The sequence below is a fragment of the Alteromonas nitratireducens genome (assembly GCF_040812025.1).
GTDB lineage: Bacteria > Pseudomonadota > Gammaproteobacteria > Enterobacterales > Alteromonadaceae > Alteromonas > Alteromonas nitratireducens.
Map to the genome: position 1 here is coordinate 14,317 of NZ_JBFNPK010000002.1, position 18,282 is coordinate 32,598.

Below are 18,282 nucleotides of genomic sequence, written 5' to 3' on the forward strand. Positions count from 1 at the left end.
ATCTCATGCCGAATGAGACCAAAGCGGTGGTGGTGACAAGATTAATCATATTTTTCAATCAGCAACATTGATTTTATCAGTTGTACGGAATGAGCTTTCTTGACTACTTTAAACGTACTGTATCAAAGATTAACTTTTGGTTAACAATTGAGCGTCGTTGTTAGCCAATCCTATTCATTCACAATCACAACATAAACAAGGTGAAAAAGATGGCAATGAGAAGTTTCAAGAAAACTGTATTGTCTGGTCTTGTCGCACTTGCGCTTGGTTCAGGTTGCGCGGTTGCAGATAACCACAAACAGATGAGCAAGCCGGAAGGCGCGAAAGGCTCGGGCATGTCAAAAGCCTTTACGCCCAAGTCCAACAACTTCTGGTGGCCGGAGCAGCTTGATTTAACGCCACTGAGAAGTCACGACCCGCGTTCTAACCCACTGGGCGAAGACTTCAATTATGCTGAAGCGTTCAGCAAGCTGGACCTTGACCAGGTCAAAAAAGACGTCAATGAACTGCTGACAACGTCGCAGGACTGGTGGCCAGCTGACTGGGGCAACTATGGCCCGTTCTTTATCCGTCTGGCATGGCACAGTGCAGGTACGTATCGTACGCTGGATGGCCGTGGTGGCGGTGACGGTGGTCAGATGCGTTTTGACCCGCTTAACAGCTGGCCGGATAACGGTAACCTTGATAAAGCCCGTCGTCTGCTGTGGCCAATCAAGCAGAAGTACGGTGAAGCGCTGTCATGGGGCGACCTGATGATCCTGGCTGGCACCGTGGGTATGGAAAACATGGGTTTTGATACCTATGGTTTCGCAGGTGGTCGTTCGGATGACTGGGAACCGGATCTGGTTTACTGGGGGCCGGAAGTAGAAATGCTGGCCAGTGACCGTGAAGATAAAGGCGGACACCTGCAGCGTCCTCTTGGCGCAACGCACATGGGTCTGATTTATGTTAACCCTGAAGGTCCTAAAGGTAAGCCGGATCCAATGGGATCAGCGAAGAACATCCGCGTGGCATTCGGCCGTATGGCAATGAATGATGAAGAGACTGTTGCGCTGGTAGCGGGTGGTCACACCTTCGGTAAAATGCATGGTGCCCACAAAGCCGCAGATTGCCTTGGCCCTGAACCAGGTGCAGCACCGCTGGAAGATCAGGCGCTGGGCTGGAAAAACAAATGTGGTAAAGGTCACTCTGAAGACACGGTAACCAGTGGTCTGGAAGGTGCGTGGACGCAGGCGCCTACGCGCTGGACGACACTGTATCTGTCAAACCTGCTGAACAATGAGTGGGAGCAGACCCGCAGTCCGGGTGGTGCAATTATCTGGGTACCAAAAGATAAGAAAATGCACACCACAGTGCCAGATGCGCACATTGAGGGTAAGAAAAACCCGCCGGTCATGACCACTGCCGATTTGGCACTGAAATATGATCCGGAATACCGCAAGATTGCAGAGCGCTTCCTGGCTAACCCGGAAGAGTATCAGAAGGCCTTCGCGAAAGCGTGGTTCAAGCTGACACACCGTGATATGGGACCTAAAGCACGTTATCTGGGTAACGACATTCCGCAGGAAGATTTCATCTGGCAGGACCCTGTTCCGGCAGTTGATCATGCACTGGTTAATGATAAAGACGTAGCCAAGCTGAAAGCGGCGGTCATGGATTCTGGTCTGAGTGTGTCTCAGTTGGTGAAAACCGCGTGGGCGGCAGGATCCAGCTTCCGTGCGTCAGATATGCGCGGTGGTGCTAACGGTGCGCGTATCCGTCTGGAGCCACAAGTCAGTTGGGATGCAAATGACCCTGAAGAGCTGAAAATGGTGCTGGCAAAACTGGAATCTATTCAAAAAGATTTCAACAAGAAGGCATCTGGCAATAAGAAAATTTCGATGGCTGACATGGTCGTACTCGCCGGTGCTGCCGCTATCGAAAAAGCGGCTGCGGATGCGGGCGTGAAAGTCACTGTGCCGTTTACACCAGGTCGTGGTGACGCGACGCAGGCAATGACGGACGTGGCGTCGTTCAGCAACCTGGAGCCTAAAGCAGATGGTTTCCGCAACTACTTCAATGCAGAAACCAGCTACGAAGGCCCTGCGGATAGTCTGGTAGACAAAGCCGATCAGCTGAATCTGACGGTACCTGAAATGACTGTACTGGTAGGCGGTATGCGCGCACTGGGCGCGAATACCGACAATACCAAGCACGGTGTGTTTACCGACAAGCCAGGCGTACTGTCGAATGACTTCTTTGTGAACCTGCTGGATATGGGGATCAAGTGGCAGAAAACCGATATGGACGGCATCTATGAAGGTGTTGACCGTAAGACGGGCGAAGCCATGTTCACCGCAACACCGGTAGACCTGGTATTTGGTTCAAACACTGAACTGCGTGCAGTTGCAGAAGTCTATGCCTTCGACGGCTCGAAAGAGAAGTTTGTGCATGACTTTGTCAATGCATGGCACAAAGTAATGATGCTGGATCGTTTCGACCTGCATCATGACACACCGCTCTAAGGTGATGAACTAACCGAAAAAGCCAGCGAACGCTGGCTTTTTTATTGCCTGTTACCCATAAATTACCGACTGGAAACGGGCATACAGGCGTCGTTTAGAGTAAAAAACTGCGCAATAGGGTGCTAGAATAGATGTTTTTCCACCGGAACCGGCATCATGTCTGCGTTACAGCGTCACCTTGTCAATCTGGATATTGTGAAAGACGATATTGCCACGCTCAGCGCGAAAGACTATGCATCGCCGGCGCATGTCCGTCTTGTTGAACAGTATTGCCGGGGGCTTCAGCAAATCCTTGATGAACTTGATCATGTTACGGAAAACCAGTTCGGTGTGCTGGTAAAACAAGCGGGCCTGCATGCCCTGCTGGCTAAAAAGCAAATGGTTGGGGTGCATCTTAAGATGGCATCGAATGTCCTGGTGTTCTGGGAAGCCGATCAAAAAGCCCACGCCATTATTGATGCTGAATTTGACGAACAGGCTGACAGACGACTTGACCTGCTGCAGGTTAAAGCGGTGCGGGCAAAGTCTCAGCTCAAAGCCGCTGCACTTGCGATGGGGCGGGACGACTATTCACAATTTGCTAACGCACTTGGCCTGAGCGGAGAAAACCTGGAGTGGGAAAAACTGTCCTGACAGAGGCGGCCGGTGAGTGACGTGGCCCGCCAAGGCTGGCCACGATAGGGTATTACGGTGTTGTGTTGGTTATTCCGGCGGCATGGTCATTCAATACCCGGACTTCGCGTTGCGGGAACGGAATTTCAATGTTGTGTTTGCGCAGTGTCTCAAACACAATCAGCAGCAGGTCACCACCAACCCGGTTTTTGCCATCGTCTATCCCTTCCATCCAGAATTCAACAAACATATTTACCCCGGAGTCGCCAAAGCTGTCTATTTCACAGTCCGGGCGCTCCTCAATGGGAATGTGGTCACCGCTTATCACCTGCGGGTGTTCAGCCACCGCCTCCTTAACAATCTCAACCATGGCACGAATGTCAGTTTTGTAGGCAACCGAAAAATCGATGCGATAGCGTTGCTTTGGATCTTTATGTGTCCAGTTGATCAACAGGGAGTTAATGAACTTCTCGTTGGGAACCAGAATGTCTTTGCCGTCGTAGGTCTCCAGCACGGCGTAGCGCATTTTAAACTCACGCACAAACCCTTTACTGCCATCCTCCAGCTCCACGTAGTCACCGACAGTAAGCGAACGATCCAGCAATATGATAATGCCGGAGATAAAGTTTGATGCGATAGACTGTAGTCCCAGACCTAAACCGACACCCACCGCACCACCGAATACGGCCAGTGCAGTGAGGTTAATGCCCATGATATTGAGCAGCAGTAAAAAACCAATACAGAACAGAGCCACTTCAAAGAGCTTGGCAAACACTTCCTTGGTCGTGATGTCGAGTTTCTTATGGTTACGAATGATGTCCTGACCGACAACGTTGGAAGCGCGACCGAGCCAGAACAGCAGGGCCCCAAATATCAGCACCCGCAGAATGCCATAGACTGATACCGAGACGTTGCCCACAGACAGTGACAATGAGGACAGGGCATCGATAATGCCGGGTAACACCCCGGTCAGATGTAAAAAGACAATGGGCAGACCAATCCAGCGCATGAAGGCAGCGGCCACCGTATTGGTGACAAACCCACTGATAAACGAATTAAGAAAAATCAGTACCGCAATGATCAGGGCAATATCGAGCAGCCAGGCGTCAAACTGATATTGCTGACCAAGCATCGTGGAGAACTTCAGGAAGCAAATGGTCAGAACCGGAAAAATAGCGCCACCCAGCCGGTAAAGCAACAGATGGAACGAGTTTGTCCCTTCCTCAGGGGCCTGACGAGTATACGTGAAATGCTTTTTAACCCGGCTGGCAAGCAGGAAACTCATCAGGTAGATGCCGCCAATGATGGACAACTGCATAATGAATTCTGCACTTAGCACGGCATCAATAGCGCGCTGGGTAAACCCGACAAGCTGTTCAGTGATTTTTTCTATACTCATAATCCTGCTCTGTTGTTAAGGTGCCCTTCCTGTATGGGCATGAGTGGGCTTTGTATCGCCTTACATCCATGGCGTAAAGCCTTTTTATTCCATGCTTACGATTATTTTTTATGTTCGGGCTAGCCGCTATCTTGCTTATTCCGCTGCATCAAGGATAAGGTCACCCTCCATTTTTCGTCGTTTACGAATACCTGCCAGCGAATGATTCTGCTGCATCTGCCCGATACGTGTACCCACCCGCATCCAGTCATGCTCCGCCAGTGGCTCCGACAGTGACGCCAGGTCCCGGTTATAGGCGCCGCGATTGAAGGCCAGTGATAATAACGCGGTTTGCACGGCTGGCGGCGTGGATGCGCTCGTAAGGACCGGAAAACGACGTGATATCGCCTCCCAGTACGGTGCCAGCACCGCAGGGAAAACCTGCTCGGCCTGCTCACGGCTGACTCTGATACTGCCCAGTACCGCTGATTCATCAAGACGCGAACGCGCTTCTTCGCCGGTGATACCAATACACTGAATACAGGCATCCAGTTGCTCGGGGGACAGGAAAGCAGAAAAGTGCTGTCTGATGGCGTCCGTTTCCTGATGGCCCAAATCAAATCCCGGATCCAGTGTTACCCCTGAAGCGCCACCGGGCCAATAGGCCTTTCCTGCGTGTCCCTCTCGCTGGTGGATCCAGTGACTGTCGCCGCGAAACCCTTCCAGTTCAGTGTCAGGTAACGCTGTCGGGGCAGTAGCTGCATCGGTCAGTCTGGCTGCCAGTCGTTTTTCCAGCGCCTGCCAGGTCGCATCATCCACGTCTCCGGTAGCCGGATAGGATTCGGCTTGCTGGAAACGCATGACGGCATCTTTGGTTGCCTGGCCAAAGTAACCGTCGGCGGTCAGGGTAAAGCCGGTATGGTTTAGCAGTCTTTGAAGGTGTTTGACTTCTGAGCGGCTGCCGGGCCGCTGATTTGGAAAACCGTCATTCATGGTGAGCATGCTGCCTCCTTGTAAGCGTGGGGTCAGAAACCGTATCCAACGCAATACTGGCAGCCACAACTGGCCCGGTTTTCAGACGGAAAATAATTGCTTGGCGCGCAGTTACACTATAGTCAGCGTGGATGAAACTGCCAAGCCGATGACCCCGGTCTGCGATGTCAGGGCGCGCCGTCCGACGCCTCAAAGACACTGGCGTGTGTGGATGCCGTTGTCGGCCAGGTTTGACTCTCAATTAAGTCGAACAACGCCACGGCCGGTAACGGGCGTGACAACAAAAAACCCTGCAGCATGTCGCAGCGGTTATCGGAAAGGAATGTCATTTGCTCAGTGGTTTCAACACCCTCTGCAATCACTTTTTTGTGCAGACTGTGAGCCAGCGAGATAACCGCTTTACAGATGGGAGAGTGCGGATTGTCAGCGGTGATAACTTTGACAAACTCACGATCCACTTTAATGGTATCAATGGGCAGATTAGCCAGATAACTGAGCGAGGAGTACCCGGTGCCAAAATCATCCAGTGCGACGCTTGAGCCGTTTTCCTGGAAAGACCGCAATACCTGTCTGGCGGCATCTACGTCTTTCATCAGTGCACTTTCGGTGACCTCAAATTCGATATCCTGAGGGCGAACTTCGTGGGCTTCCATAATGTCGTTAAATTTGGTCAGCAACTGGTCATAGTAAAGCTGAACGACCGACAAATTCACGGCAACACAAATGTCCTGTTTGAGAATATGTTTACAGGTATGAATGAGCGTGCAGACGTCACGGAATACCAGTTCACCAATATCAATGATCAGACCGGTTTCTTCCGCAAGCGGAATGAAGTCCGCGGGTGAAATGTAACCCCGCGTGGGATGATGCCAGCGTATCAGGGCTTCCGCATAGAGTTTGTCAGAGCCAATCACAGGCACCTGTGGCTGGAAATACACATCAAATTCTTCATTCTCCAGTGCATGCTCCAGATCAGAAATGAGTTTGATACGCTCTACCTGGGCGCGTGACATGGAAGGTTCAAAAAACTGATAACGGTTTTTGCCGCTGGCTTTTGACCGGTACATTGCAATATCGGCTTTTTGGATTAGCTCTGAGACGGTTTTACCATCCCGCGGGAACAGGGCGATGCCGATACTGGCAGTGACTTTGAGGGTGAGTTCGCCATAGCTTTTATGAAACGGCAGGCCGGCAACCAGGTGCTCGGCTTTTTCCTGCAGTGCCTCGTCCGTCAAACCGCCGAGCAGCACCCCAAACTCATCACCGCCTAAACGGGCAAGAACGGCATCCTGAGGCAACAGGTGGCGAAGTTTCGACGCCACTTCCTTGAGCACCAAATCGCCTGCCGCATGACCCTGTGAATCGTTAATTTCCTTAAATCCGTCCAGGTCGATATACATAATGGCAAAGCTGGCCGCAACTGAAACCGAGGTGGCGATCAGTTCATCGACGTGACTGATAAAGAAATTACGGTTGGGTAAGCCGGTTAAGCCGTCGTGGTAAGCAAGCTGGCGCAACTGTACCTGATGCGCCTCAATTTTTGCATTTGCTTCCGCTAACGCCTGCTGCTTGTGATAATCATCGGTAATATCCAGTATGGTGCCGATCATACGGACCGCATTACCCTGAGCATTATAGTAAAGTCTGCCGCGCTCAGTGACATAGCGGATTTCGCCGTCAGGACGAATAATCCGATGGTTCACCTGATACGTTTTGCCATGATCAAGCGCACTGGCAACGGCGTTTTCAACCAATGCCCTGTCGTCCGGGTGAATCATTTGCAGGAAGGCGTCGTAGCTGGCGGCAAACTCATCGGGTGCCAGCCCGAACATGGTATAAATCTGTTCGGACCATGACAGTGACCCGTTCTCAATATTCCAGTCCCAGCTTCCCATTTTTGCAATAGACTGGGACTCAGAGAGCAGCATTTCGACATGGTTGAGGCGCGCGGTCAGATCAGCATGGCTGCTAACTTCGCTTAATACCAGCATCAGTCTGTCGCCGGCCTCGACTTTTACGCGAATTCGGGTCAACTGATAGGTGGTACGCGCTGATGTATCAGACGGTGCCGCCAGAAACCGCGCTGACGTGTCCTTACCAGGGATAACCTGAACCTGCTGATGGCCATTGCTGAAGGGGACGTCATCGGCGATGAGTGCTGACAAACTGACATCCGTCAGCGACGCCTGGAAATAACCCAACAGCGTGATGCGCTGATTTGCCCAGATAATACGCCTCCTGTCATCAACAAGGATGACAATATCTGGCAGCATATCAAACAGCGAAAAAATATCGTCGTTCGTCAGGTCTGGTTTATTCATGAATGACAAGTACGCGAAGCAATGCGTTAATCATAACAGAGAAACAGGAACTTGCGGCAACTGTGCCATGTTCCTGAGTAAGGAGTCAAAATGAGCTTGTCGCTGGGACCGCTGGCGCTGCCAGTGAGTGCACTGCTTGTGTTGTTAAGCGCCTATGTGTTTTACAGCGTACTGATGCGCACAGCTGCGCGCCGCTTTGCCAGTCACCCAGAGTATGTCAGACAGGCCGGCAGGGTAGGGATACTGATACTGGCGGTCACCTTTGTGACCGCCAGAGCGAGTTTTGTCGCGCATTACTGGAATGATTACCAGCGCGACCTCTGGCAGATGATCAATGTCCGCGATGGTGGTTTCGACGCAACGTGGGGTATTCTGGCCGGCCTCTTTGTCGGCGGGCTGATGATTATCCGGTATCGCAGGCTGAGCCTGTCGCTGGCGGTCAGCGCCTTAGTGTCACTGAGTATTTTTTATGGCGGGCAGGCGGCGCTGGAAGCATCCTATCGCGACAGCGGGATCCCGTCTGTGAATGTGATGACACCTGATGGCGATGTGATTAATCTTGTTAGTTTCCGTGGGCAGCCGCTGGTGGTTAACTATTGGGCGTCGTGGTGTCCGCCGTGCCGGCGTGAAATGCCGGTGCTGTCAAATGCCCAGGCCCACAGAAACGATGTGCAGATCGTGTTTGTTAATCAGGGGGAAAATGCGCAGACGGTAACGCAATATTTGCATGCCGAGGGTCTGACACTCAATAATCTGCTGTTCGACAGACAACAACAGGCCGCTAAAACGACAGGGTCGGCTGGGCTGCCTACCACACTGTTTTTTGATGCCCGCGGGAAACTGATTAAACAGCATATGGGAGAATTGTCGGCGGCCAGTCTCAACCATTATCTGTCACTGATCACATCAGAGTGACCAGTGACTGATTGTGGGCTGGTTAAGGGCACGTTTTACGCGTGTCTACAGGAGGTTATTGCTGCGCCAGTTCACGCTCGGTTTTAAAACCAAACACTTTACGCAATACGATAGTGGCCGGGCAAAAACCGGTGAAACTTTGTTGAAACAGGTTGGCACCGATAAACACGGTAAACCAGACAAAATTAGGGTGGACCCATACTGTCAGAGCGACAGACAGTAACACCATAAAACCCGCAAAAGCGGTTAAGGCACGTTCAGCAGACATACAAATGCTCCTAAAAAACTAATAGTAGTAACGGAATGACGCAAACACATTGCTTGCATCTTCAAACTGGCCAAAAAAGGTGAACGGTTTGTCACCGGTAAACAGGTTAAGACCACCCGATAGCGCCCAGTCATCAACCGGGCTATAAGTCGCCCGGAAGCGGCTATATGCGTCATCGTCAGTGGGCGAATAAAAAGTAAACCAGTTAAGGGTCAGTGTATCCTGCAGCATCCGGTATGAGAGCTGCGCGGTGATGACATGGCGGTTTTCCTCTGGCTCGTAAACCGGCCAGGGAGAGGCCGCAATCAGTGCATCGTAATCATGATTGTGTTCCAGATACCACTGCGCACTGCCGGTCAGATTCGCAATCAGTTCGCGCTCGTAACCAACCAGAAAGCGGCTTTGATCGTTAGGCACAAAGGGATTGTTGCCATCGGGATCTTCAATCGAATTGTAAAATGCGTACTCTGCTTTCATCAGGCCATCCAGCGCCGTCCATATCGCGCTGGCACCGGTCACATTGAGTCTGGCAAAGCGGGGCTGCCCCTGTTCGTCAAAGCTATTCGGGGACTTGTGAAAACCCCGGTAGCCATACAGCGCCAGATCAACGCCGTCGACGCTCTTGTAAATACGCATTGCCCATTCCGGAACGTCAGGCCGGTTGTCGCCCGATACGGTAAATCCTGGCGCGATATTGGTGCCCAGCATGGGGTTAAAGAACGAGAAATAGTCGCCATTGATGTAGGTATCCGGCGCAAAGCGTGGGGTGACGACCAGGTCAACATTGGCAATGTCAAAGAAGCCTGACAGCTTGATGGAAAACGACGGCGCTTTTAAATACTCATCGTTACGTCCGGAGAAAAATGACTGAAAATCTTTTGCGAACAAATCATTTAAGAACAGGTAGTCGCCGGTACCCCAGGTGAGGATTTGCTGACCCGCTTTTAGATCAAAACGTTTACCCGCTTCACCTAAAAAGCCCAGATTTCCCTGCCAGTAAAGTTCGCGAAGCTGAAATTCGGTGTCATTGAGGACGCCGTCATAATAGATATCAGACGTAAAACTCACTGCGCCCTGCGTCAGCGTTTTGTCCCACTTTATCTGTGCCCGGACATCGCCAAGCGTGGTATCACTGTTGATTGCAGGATCGTTTTGCAGACGCTGCGAACTGGCCACTTCCACAAAACCGGTGATGGGATTGGCTTCAGGCGCTTCCATGTCCCAGTCAGACCAGGGGTCGTCGTCCTGCGGAGCAGCAATAGCCACACTGCTACACAGCAGCAGTGCGGCAACAGGTACAGATTTTATCATTGCAGATAATCCCGTGGCGGATTACGCAGGCTACGCTCAGAAAAAATATCGTCCGGCAGGGCAATGTTATACTGCGGGTCGCGAAACTCCATCAGTGTGTAGCCGCCATTTTTAAGGTCGGATACTTTTGAACGCAGCACGGTTGGGAAGCCCTGAATGGTTTCTACCTTAACGCTTTCTACCCGGCGATACGGGCTATCACCGCCATCGAAGAAATTGATCAGTACCGGCAGCGATGTGGCTTTATCAATGGTTACCTCGTAGTAGGTAAACTCAACGCTGTCCGGGTTTTTAGGTACCGCTTTAAGACGGTACGCGGTGTCCGTTTCTTCTATCAGAGAGAAGGTATCTTCTTCGGTGGCACGCCCGGATACGTCCTCGTAAAAGAAATGGGAACCAACAAACGAAGTGCGTTTATCGCCCGCTGAGATGCGTTTTACCAAATCAAGTGCAGGCAGATATAACCAGCGGTCATCATCGACAGCGACATCCGCATGCTTTTCAACCCGAAAGACGGTATCTCTGACGTCGGAGGGCTGACTGAAGAAAACCAGCATTTTCTGGTCGCCGTTGTCCTCGACATCTTTTCTCAAAATAGTGAACTGGCGAAACTGCTTTCTGCCCTGTGCATCCACAATCATCATACGTGCCTGGCTGCGTCCGTCTTCGCCGGCATAATAAGCCGCTTTCTCGGCGGTTTTAATCAGCGCCGGAATATCCGTCTCTGCGACAACGGCAGCAGATGATACCGTGGAAAGTAACAGGCTAAGCTGTAGCAATACTTTCTTGTTCGCAAATTGTCTTAACATCATTTTTCTCCTTTTTGGCGGGCAGGAAACAGCCACGCACGCGCAGTAATCATTACGCCAGGTAACATCAGCAGGGTGACCAGTGCAGACACGGCCATAATGCTGGCAAGGAACACCCCTACGGTGATGTAAGGGACTAACGGGGCAAACAGCAATGGCGTAAAGCCCAGTGCGATAACAAGTGCGTTGCGGCTGATTGCTGTGGCGGGTTCACCAAACATGGCTTTCATTGTTGCGGCCAGGTCACCGGTTTCACTGTAAATGGCGCGGGCCCGTTCAATAAAGTGGATGGCAAAGTCAACGCTGAGTCCCAGTGTTAGTGCGGACAGCACCGCGATTGGCATGTCATAGTCCTTACCAATAATGCCAATCAGGCCATAGATAAAGGCAATGGTCAGGGTGAGCGGCAGCATGGCCACAATGCCGAAGGCCAGAGAGCGGAACAGCAGCACCATCATAATAAGTACGATCACGAAGGCACTGATCAGGCTTTCAAGCATGCCTGAGACCATGTTGTCCTGCCATACCACATTGAGGTAGGCCTTACCTGCCCACTTTGCCTCGACACCGTCTGGAAGCGGATGCGTGTCAGTATAGTCACTGACCAGTTTCACCACACTGCTCATATCCTGGTTGTCACCGCTGGTGAGTTGCAGCCAGATCAGTGATGAGCGGTAATCCGGCGTGACAAAGTGCCAGAGGTCATTAGGCCGGTGAGACGACTGATACTGCAACAGCGTCTGCGCAACACCGCGCTGACTGTCAGGCAGAACGTAATCCTGCTGCTCGCCCGAGCGAAGTTCGCGGTTCACGGTTCTGACCACATCTGCCAGTGAGTTCGATTTGCCGACCAACCCCGACGCGGCGAGATAATCCTGCAGGTCAGCAATATAAGCCAGGACCGCCGGAGAGGAGAACCGCTTACTTTTTTCCAGCGCCTGTTCAAGGCGCAGACGTGCCGAGTCCAGATAGCTCATCGCGTCGTCGCTGTCGACCTCAAAGCTCTTGTCATCAATGGCGTTCAATACCTGTTGTAACTGGTCAGCCAACGGCAGTGACCGGGTTTCTTCCAGTACGTTGTTGCGCCAGTCGGTCAGTGAGGATGGTGGCGTTGCCAGCAGGTTGTCAGCGGCTGGCAGTGTCGTGGTGTCGGTCAGCACCAGATACGCGTCATAGGTACCGGCGAAATGCTTGTTCAGCACCCGATCTGCAATACGGATTTCATGGGATTCCTTGAACCAGCGCACCGGATTATCGTTAATCTGGATCTGGCTGATGCCCCATACTGCGACACCGAATACGGCGATAAATACCGTAAGAATAAGGCGTGCGCGCTGCGTGGCGAATGCGCCAATTTTCTTCGCCGCCGTCGCAATGACAGAGCGATGCTCGTTGTCGTCGTGCAGGGCGTCCTGAAGACGCGACAGCGCTGCGTCACTCATACGGGAAAGGTAAGCCGGAATGAAGGTGACCGTGATAAGAAACGCCAGCAAAATACCTGAGCCAACGAACGCACCGAAAATTTTCACCGGCGGGATCGGGGTCAGCATCAGTGAATAGAAACCGACGGCAGACGTAATCGAGGTGTACAGCATCGGTGTAAACAGGTGCCCGATGACGTCTTCAATGGTCTCTTTCAAATCACTGCCGGGCTTATAGCGGTCGCTGAATTCAGACAGAATATGGACCGAGTCGACCACGGCAATTGGCATCAGGAAAATGGCAATCATTGATGACATGATATGCACGGTAAAGCCCATGCCGATGAGTGCGCCCATGACAATGATCACGGTCGCCATCGCCACGATCATCGGCGCGGTAATCAGCGGGAAATTGCGAAAGAATACGAACAGCAGAATGAAAATAGTCAGGCCGGCCAAAGGCGCTGAAATGCCCATCTGTACGAACATCTCGTAACCGAACTGATCCTCTGCAACCGGCAGACCGGTGATATACCAGTTACCGACCTGTTGGTACTGAGCGGTGATCGCGCGGATTTGCTCAGCAATACGATAACTTTCGTTCTTATCGTTGAGCGGGACGTAAATTGCCGCGGCCTCGCCATTACCGGCTGCCAGCGTCTCGTTCAGCAGCGGTAAGCGGCGAAGATCCTCACCAATTTGTTCAGCCTGCGCGTCGGTTTTCGGCGGAGATGGCATCATCCAGGCAAAACGGATGGTCCCCGGGCCGGATTGCGTAATATTGTCCACCGTCGAGACCGACATCACATCGGCCGAGACCACGTTGTCCATGGTCAGAATTGCATCGGTGACCTGATAAATTGCATTCAGTGTATCTTTGTTGAATACGCCCTCGCCGGACTCATTCACAACACCAACCACAATGGCGTCATACATCGTAAAGTCAGACTTTACCTGGTTATGAAAAACACGTGCAGGGTGGTCGGATGGCAGCATGTTTTCCGGATCCGTGTCTATTTGAATACGCGGAAGCTGGCTTGCGGCGACAAGCGAGATGATCAGTAAGACCCCATAAATCAGTTTGGGCCTGACAGTACAGTAGTGTAGCAGTGCGGATTTTATCGCTTTCATAATTTTTACATTAGAAAAATCTTATATTGCGAATTTATCAGACTTCCGCGAGAAACGCCAGTGACGTTTTACTTATAGCTAAATTTCATAAAAGTACGGCTTTAAGACAGAATTTTCTTTGCCCCCATTGTCGGCTAATCATTTAATTCACCGACAGTTTTCCAATGTATCCCGTGTCGGTTCCAAACCAGATTTCACCTGATTCGGGGGCGTAATACGTGTGCCGGATATGTCCGCCAAACGGCACGTCCAGAACCGCTTCAAATACTCGGGATACCGGATTAAACATAATCAGCTTATTTGGAATGGCGGACGTGTCTGACAGCCAGATGTGTCCGTCACCATCCAGTGCAGTCGCGTAAGGAAATGACTTGGATCCAGTCGGCAGCGTCCAGCTCGAAAACTCGCCGCTCGCCGGGCTGTAAAAGCCAAGCTTGCCGCCAGCGTAGTCGGCATACCAGATGTCGCCTTGTTTATCGATTTCCAGACGTCGGGGGCGGGCAGTTTCATCAGGGATAGTGATAAGCGCCAGCGTCTTATTTTTTATGGTTGCCAGGTGATTGGTGCCAAGTAAAACAATCCAGAGAGTATCATTTTTATCCACCTTGATACCATACGGCCTGGCGCGCTCAATTGGCACATCGTAAAGTGTGAACTCGCCCGAGGCCGTATCAAGGTAGCCAATAATATTGCCCCACTGCACCGTGAACCAGATATTTCCTTTACTGTCGAACACCAGGGTATGCGGATCGCCGGCCTGGCTTTTCGGCAGAGGGTATTGCGTAATCTCGCCAGTGTGCGGGTTGAGTGCACCAATATGCCCGTTTCTGTTACCCGAGTACCAGACGGTGTCGCGGGTGTCGATGATCAGGTTATGTGGATGGCTTGCGTCGGGCAGCGTAAAGCGGGTGAACTCACCGGTAGTCGGGTTGAGTCGTGCAATGTAGTTGCCCTGCTGCCCACAAAACCAGACGTTGCCTTTGCTGTCGAGCATAGGATCTCTCGGGCGGGTGTTTTCCCATGGCACCTGCCATGAGGTTAGCCCTGCGTCTGCAGATACTTTGTTATCTGACGTGACTGCAGCGTAAATATTGAAGGTTATTATGAATACAACAATGAAAAGAGCTCGTCGCATAGTAGGTACCATCATTCTATTTGCGAAGTAAAACTATGAGTATTGTTTACCATTTCAAAATGCGCTAACTGGGTTATTACAGACCCATTAGGTTTAGATTATCTGGAGGGTTGTTTATCTGTATTAAATACGACACACTCAGTGTAATAACCAAGAGCCCCGTGGAGCTGTTTCTGTTTGACAGTATTCATCACAAAGGAGCCGGATTGTGACGCAGTATTTGCTTGCCATTGATCAGGGCACGACCAGTTCAAGAGCCATGATTTTTTCTTCACAGGGAGAAACGATTGCCATGGCGCAGCAGGAATTTGCCCAGCATTTTCCCAGCGACGGCTGGGTGGAACATGATCCGGAGGCCATCTGGCAGAGCGTGCAACAGACCCTGAAGCGGGTGTTTGATGATGTGTCTGTCAGGCCTCAGGATATCGCAGCCATTGGGATCACCAATCAGCGCGAAACCACAGTCCTGTGGGATCGTCATACCGGCAAGCCTGTTTACCCTGCCATTGTCTGGCAGGATCGGCGCACAGCCCCCTTGTGCCGCACCCTTGCCGAGAGTGCAGCGCTGACTGAGCATGTCACCGACACAACCGGCCTGTTACTCGACCCTTATTTTTCCGCCACCAAAATCCACTGGATCCTGGAAAATGTTGAGGGCGTTCGTGAAAAAGCGCAGGCCGGCGATGTCTTGTTCGGCACCATCGACAGTTTTCTTATCTGGCGGCTTACCAAAGGTGCTGCACATGTGACCGATGCGACCAACGCATCAAGAACCATGCTGTTTGATATACATAACCAGTGCTGGGACGACACCCTGCTCGATGCGTTTACCATCCCCCGCGCAATGTTGCCCGAGGTGCTCGATTCAGCCGACAGTTTTGGCACACTGCACAGTGACTTCCTTGGATGTGAGATCCCGATAAGCGGGGTAGCGGGTGATCAGCAGGCCGCGTTGATTGGCCAGGCTTGTTTTGAGAAAGGCATGGCGAAAAGCACCTACGGTACCGGGTGTTTCATGATTCTGAACACCGGGCATACGCCACTTAAGTCTGAAAGCAGACTGCTTTCTACCATTGCGTATCGTATTAACGGACAGGCTACCTATGCCCTGGAAGGCAGTATTTTCATGGCGGGCGCTACTGTTCAGTGGCTGCGTGACGGCCTGAAACTGATTGATAATGCCGCAGAGTCTGAGCAACTTGCCCAGCGCGCCAGGGAAAATAATGGTGTTTATCTTGTGCCTGCCTTTACCGGACTCGGTGCACCTTATTGGGATCCCGATGCGCGCGGCGCCATTCTTGGCCTCACCCGCGATACTGGCATCAATGAAATTGTCGCTGCGGGGTTACAGTCCGTGTGCTATCAGACCAAAGACTTACAAAAAGCCATGGAAAGTGACGGAGCCCGACCCACTACGCTCAGAGTAGACGGTGGTATGGCGAATAATGACTGGGTCATGGGCTTTTTATCAGACATTCTGGGCGCAGATGTCGAGCGCCCCAGAGTAACTGAAACGACGGCACTGGGCGCGGCTTACCTGGCAGGGCTTCAGGTCGGCGTTTATCCTGACCTGAACAGTGTGGCTCAGAACTGGCACAGCGAAAAAACCTTCACGCCCCGGCTGACTAAAGCGCAGCGGGATACAGCGTATGCAGGGTGGAAAGCCGCGATAAACCGGATCCGATGCCAGTAAATTTAAGGGGGCAAACTTGATGGTATTGTACTGTAAGCCCTTTCTTTGTCGTTTGATGCCAACCTGCGTTCCGGTGGGACGTTGTCATGGACATGCCTGATATGCCCGGCATTTCTTCTGTGCTGGTTGTGCTTGCTATCGCACTGGGACTGAATAATCTGATATCGGTGCTGTTACTGAATTATTTTTATTCGCGCTCACCCCAGCCAGACCGTGCGTATTTGCGTTACTGCATGGTGTATTATCTGTGTGCCATAGGCGGGTATATCGCGTACCTGTCGCGGACGTTTTATTCCCCCGGGTTGTCCGTGTTTCTCACCAATGTGTTTGCGATGATGGCGGCGTGTGCGGTGTTGTTTGCGTTTCAGTCGCGGTTCCAGAATAAAGCCCATCCCTGGCGGTCATGGTGGCTGTTATATCCTTTTCTGGTTGCAGCGATTGCCTCATTTTTCCTGTACCGGTACCCGGATAAACTTATTCTGCGCAGCGTTAACCTGTATATTCACAGCGCGTTTGTTTACCTGACCGCACTGTTTGTAACAACGGGTGTGGCCCCTCGTAAAAAAGGGTTTAATACCACCTTGCTGTCGTTTGGTGTACTGGGCCTTATCCTGCTGAGCTTTATCATTCCGGTTGTTGGTGCCGGGGGACTTGAACCGATGCTTCGCCACAGCGTCATACTGTGCATTCAGATTGTGGCAACGCAAATTATTCTCGCAACCTTTCTGGTTGGGTTACTGCATCACCGTTCCGACTCTGGTCGGGACAATCGGCCCGGCGACAGCTGACCATCTGCGATTAATGCCACATCAAGGGCAACCTCAAGCGCACTGTTAAAAAAGGCCTGAACGACATTTTCGAAGGTATCTGAAGGCTGGTGATAGTGCTGATGCGTATGGCTGCCAATAAACACGGCGGCAATATTCTGTGCCATGAAACTGGCATGATCGCTTGCCTGCCGCCAGTTTATGCGGCCCTGTGCACCGCGGACATCGCGCGGGTAGCGGCCACGACCAATGCGGGTTAACAGGTTGGGAAGGTCGCGTTTCGCTATGCTGTCGCGCACGGCGGGTTTAAGGAACTCAGCCTCATCACTAAAGAAAACAAACAACGCATTGCGCCGTCCACCGTTTGCCAGCATATCCAGATTGATGTTCAGGCGGATATCGTATCCCTTTGTTTGCCGGGCGGCCAGCCACGCTGCTGAGCCGTGCAGGCCCGGCTCTTCTGCGTCGAAGGCAACAAACATTAACGTATGTGCCGGCGGATACTGACTGAAGTACTCTGCAAGCAGAAGCAGTGCTGCAACGCCCGACGCATTATCATCTGCGCCGGGGTAAATTCGTCCCCCCTGAATCCCGAGATGATCATAGTGTGCAGAAATGACAATCACCCGCGCCGGTTGAGATACCCCCTTTATCATCCCGGCCACATTGACACCTGCATGCTGGTTGCCTTTGCTTTGGTAGACAAAGGGCTGCCGGTAATCGTTGCCCAGCATGGCGAGCCCTAAGGCGCCGAAACGTTCAGCGATTATTGCTGCGGCACGTATGCTGCCAGCCGTTCCGGTTTCACGGCCGGCCAGCGTCGTGGCGGAAAGCGCCGCCAGATCGGCTAGCGCCTGCTGCTTGTGTGCGCTCGTCAGTGCAGCGGCCATGACAGCATGGCCCCAGAACATAAAGAGCAAACAGAAAAGGTGGCGACGTGTTATTACCATTTACCCGGCCTGCAGGCATAACGCTGACTGTTATTGAGTATAACCGGTAGCTCCACGACATGCTGGTGGTATGC

The 18,282-nt window shown here is 52.0% G+C and carries 14 protein-coding genes; 5 read left to right on the forward strand and 9 right to left on the reverse strand.

Annotated elements, in window-relative coordinates:
- Positions 1–209 precede the first annotated feature (209 nt).
- On the forward strand, positions 210–2,504 hold the full coding sequence (gene katG / locus AB1N33_RS02695; RefSeq protein ID WP_411269996.1) for a catalase/peroxidase HPI: 2,295 nt from the start codon (positions 210–212) through the stop codon (positions 2,502–2,504).
- Positions 2,505–2,660: 156 nt separating this feature from the next.
- Positions 2,661–3,137 carry a hypothetical protein gene (locus AB1N33_RS02700; RefSeq protein WP_411269997.1) on the forward strand — a complete coding sequence of 159 codons (477 nt, stop codon included), beginning with the start codon at positions 2,661–2,663 and terminating at the stop codon, positions 3,135–3,137.
- 52 nt (positions 3,138–3,189) lie between these two features.
- Here AB1N33_RS02700 and AB1N33_RS02705 read toward each other — a convergent pair whose 3' ends face one another.
- From AB1N33_RS02705 to AB1N33_RS02715, 3 genes are all read right to left on the reverse strand, one after another.
- Positions 3,190–4,515 (reverse strand): mechanosensitive ion channel family protein, encoded by a 1,326-nt coding sequence (locus AB1N33_RS02705; protein ID WP_411269998.1) that lies wholly within the window; start codon positions 4,513–4,515, stop codon positions 3,190–3,192.
- A 135-nt stretch (positions 4,516–4,650) separates the two neighbouring features.
- The gene (locus AB1N33_RS02710; RefSeq protein ID WP_411269999.1) at positions 4,651–5,496 is read right to left on the reverse strand and encodes a pesticin C-terminus-like muramidase; all 846 of its coding nucleotides are present in this window, start codon (positions 5,494–5,496) and stop codon (positions 4,651–4,653) included.
- Between the two features lie 158 nt (positions 5,497–5,654).
- Positions 5,655–7,808, reverse strand: a complete 2,154-nt coding sequence (locus tag AB1N33_RS02715; protein WP_411270000.1) for a putative bifunctional diguanylate cyclase/phosphodiesterase — start codon at positions 7,806–7,808, stop codon at positions 5,655–5,657.
- Between the two features lie 90 nt (positions 7,809–7,898).
- Here AB1N33_RS02715 and AB1N33_RS02720 point away from each other — a divergent pair, with 90 nt between their 5' ends.
- Positions 7,899–8,723 (forward strand): redoxin family protein, encoded by an 825-nt coding sequence (locus AB1N33_RS02720; RefSeq protein ID WP_411270001.1) that lies wholly within the window; start codon positions 7,899–7,901, stop codon positions 8,721–8,723.
- A 55-nt stretch (positions 8,724–8,778) separates the two neighbouring features.
- Here the strand turns inward: AB1N33_RS02720 and AB1N33_RS02725 are convergent, their stop codons facing one another.
- From AB1N33_RS02725 to AB1N33_RS02745, 5 genes are all read right to left on the reverse strand, one after another.
- A complete protein-coding gene (locus AB1N33_RS02725) occupies positions 8,779–8,991 on the reverse strand; it encodes a YgaP family membrane protein (RefSeq protein ID WP_411270002.1) in 213 nt (70 codons plus the stop codon).
- Positions 8,992–9,009: 18 nt separating this feature from the next.
- Positions 9,010–10,302 carry a hypothetical protein gene (locus tag AB1N33_RS02730; RefSeq protein ID WP_411270003.1) on the reverse strand — a complete coding sequence of 431 codons (1,293 nt, stop codon included), beginning with the start codon at positions 10,300–10,302 and terminating at the stop codon, positions 9,010–9,012.
- A complete protein-coding gene (locus AB1N33_RS02735; protein WP_411270004.1) occupies positions 10,299–11,114 on the reverse strand; it encodes an outer membrane lipoprotein-sorting protein in 816 nt (271 codons plus the stop codon). Before AB1N33_RS02735 ends, AB1N33_RS02730 begins: the two co-directional genes overlap by 4 nt.
- Complete coding sequence (locus AB1N33_RS02740; protein WP_411270005.1) at positions 11,111–13,663, reverse strand: efflux RND transporter permease subunit; 2,553 nt, start codon at positions 13,661–13,663, stop codon at positions 11,111–11,113. Before AB1N33_RS02740 ends, AB1N33_RS02735 begins: the two co-directional genes overlap by 4 nt.
- 142 nt (positions 13,664–13,805) lie before the next feature.
- Positions 13,806–14,798: a Vgb family protein gene (locus AB1N33_RS02745; protein ID WP_411270006.1), complete on the reverse strand. Its 993-nt coding sequence runs from the start codon at positions 14,796–14,798 to the stop codon at positions 13,806–13,808.
- Between the two features lie 208 nt (positions 14,799–15,006).
- Between AB1N33_RS02745 and glpK the strand changes: the two genes are divergently transcribed.
- Together glpK and AB1N33_RS02755 are read left to right on the forward strand one after the other, a co-directional pair.
- Entirely contained in the window at positions 15,007–16,491 is a 1,485-nt protein-coding gene (gene glpK / locus AB1N33_RS02750) for a glycerol kinase GlpK (protein WP_411270007.1), read from the forward strand.
- 86 nt (positions 16,492–16,577) lie between these two features.
- A complete protein-coding gene (locus AB1N33_RS02755; protein ID WP_411270008.1) occupies positions 16,578–17,279 on the forward strand; it encodes a hypothetical protein in 702 nt (233 codons plus the stop codon).
- Here AB1N33_RS02755 and AB1N33_RS02760 read toward each other — a convergent pair.
- Positions 17,234–18,208, reverse strand: a complete 975-nt coding sequence (locus AB1N33_RS02760) for a M28 family peptidase (protein WP_411270009.1) — start codon at positions 18,206–18,208, stop codon at positions 17,234–17,236. The genes AB1N33_RS02755 and AB1N33_RS02760 overlap by 46 nt on opposite strands.
- Between the last annotated feature and the right edge of the window lie 74 nt (positions 18,209–18,282).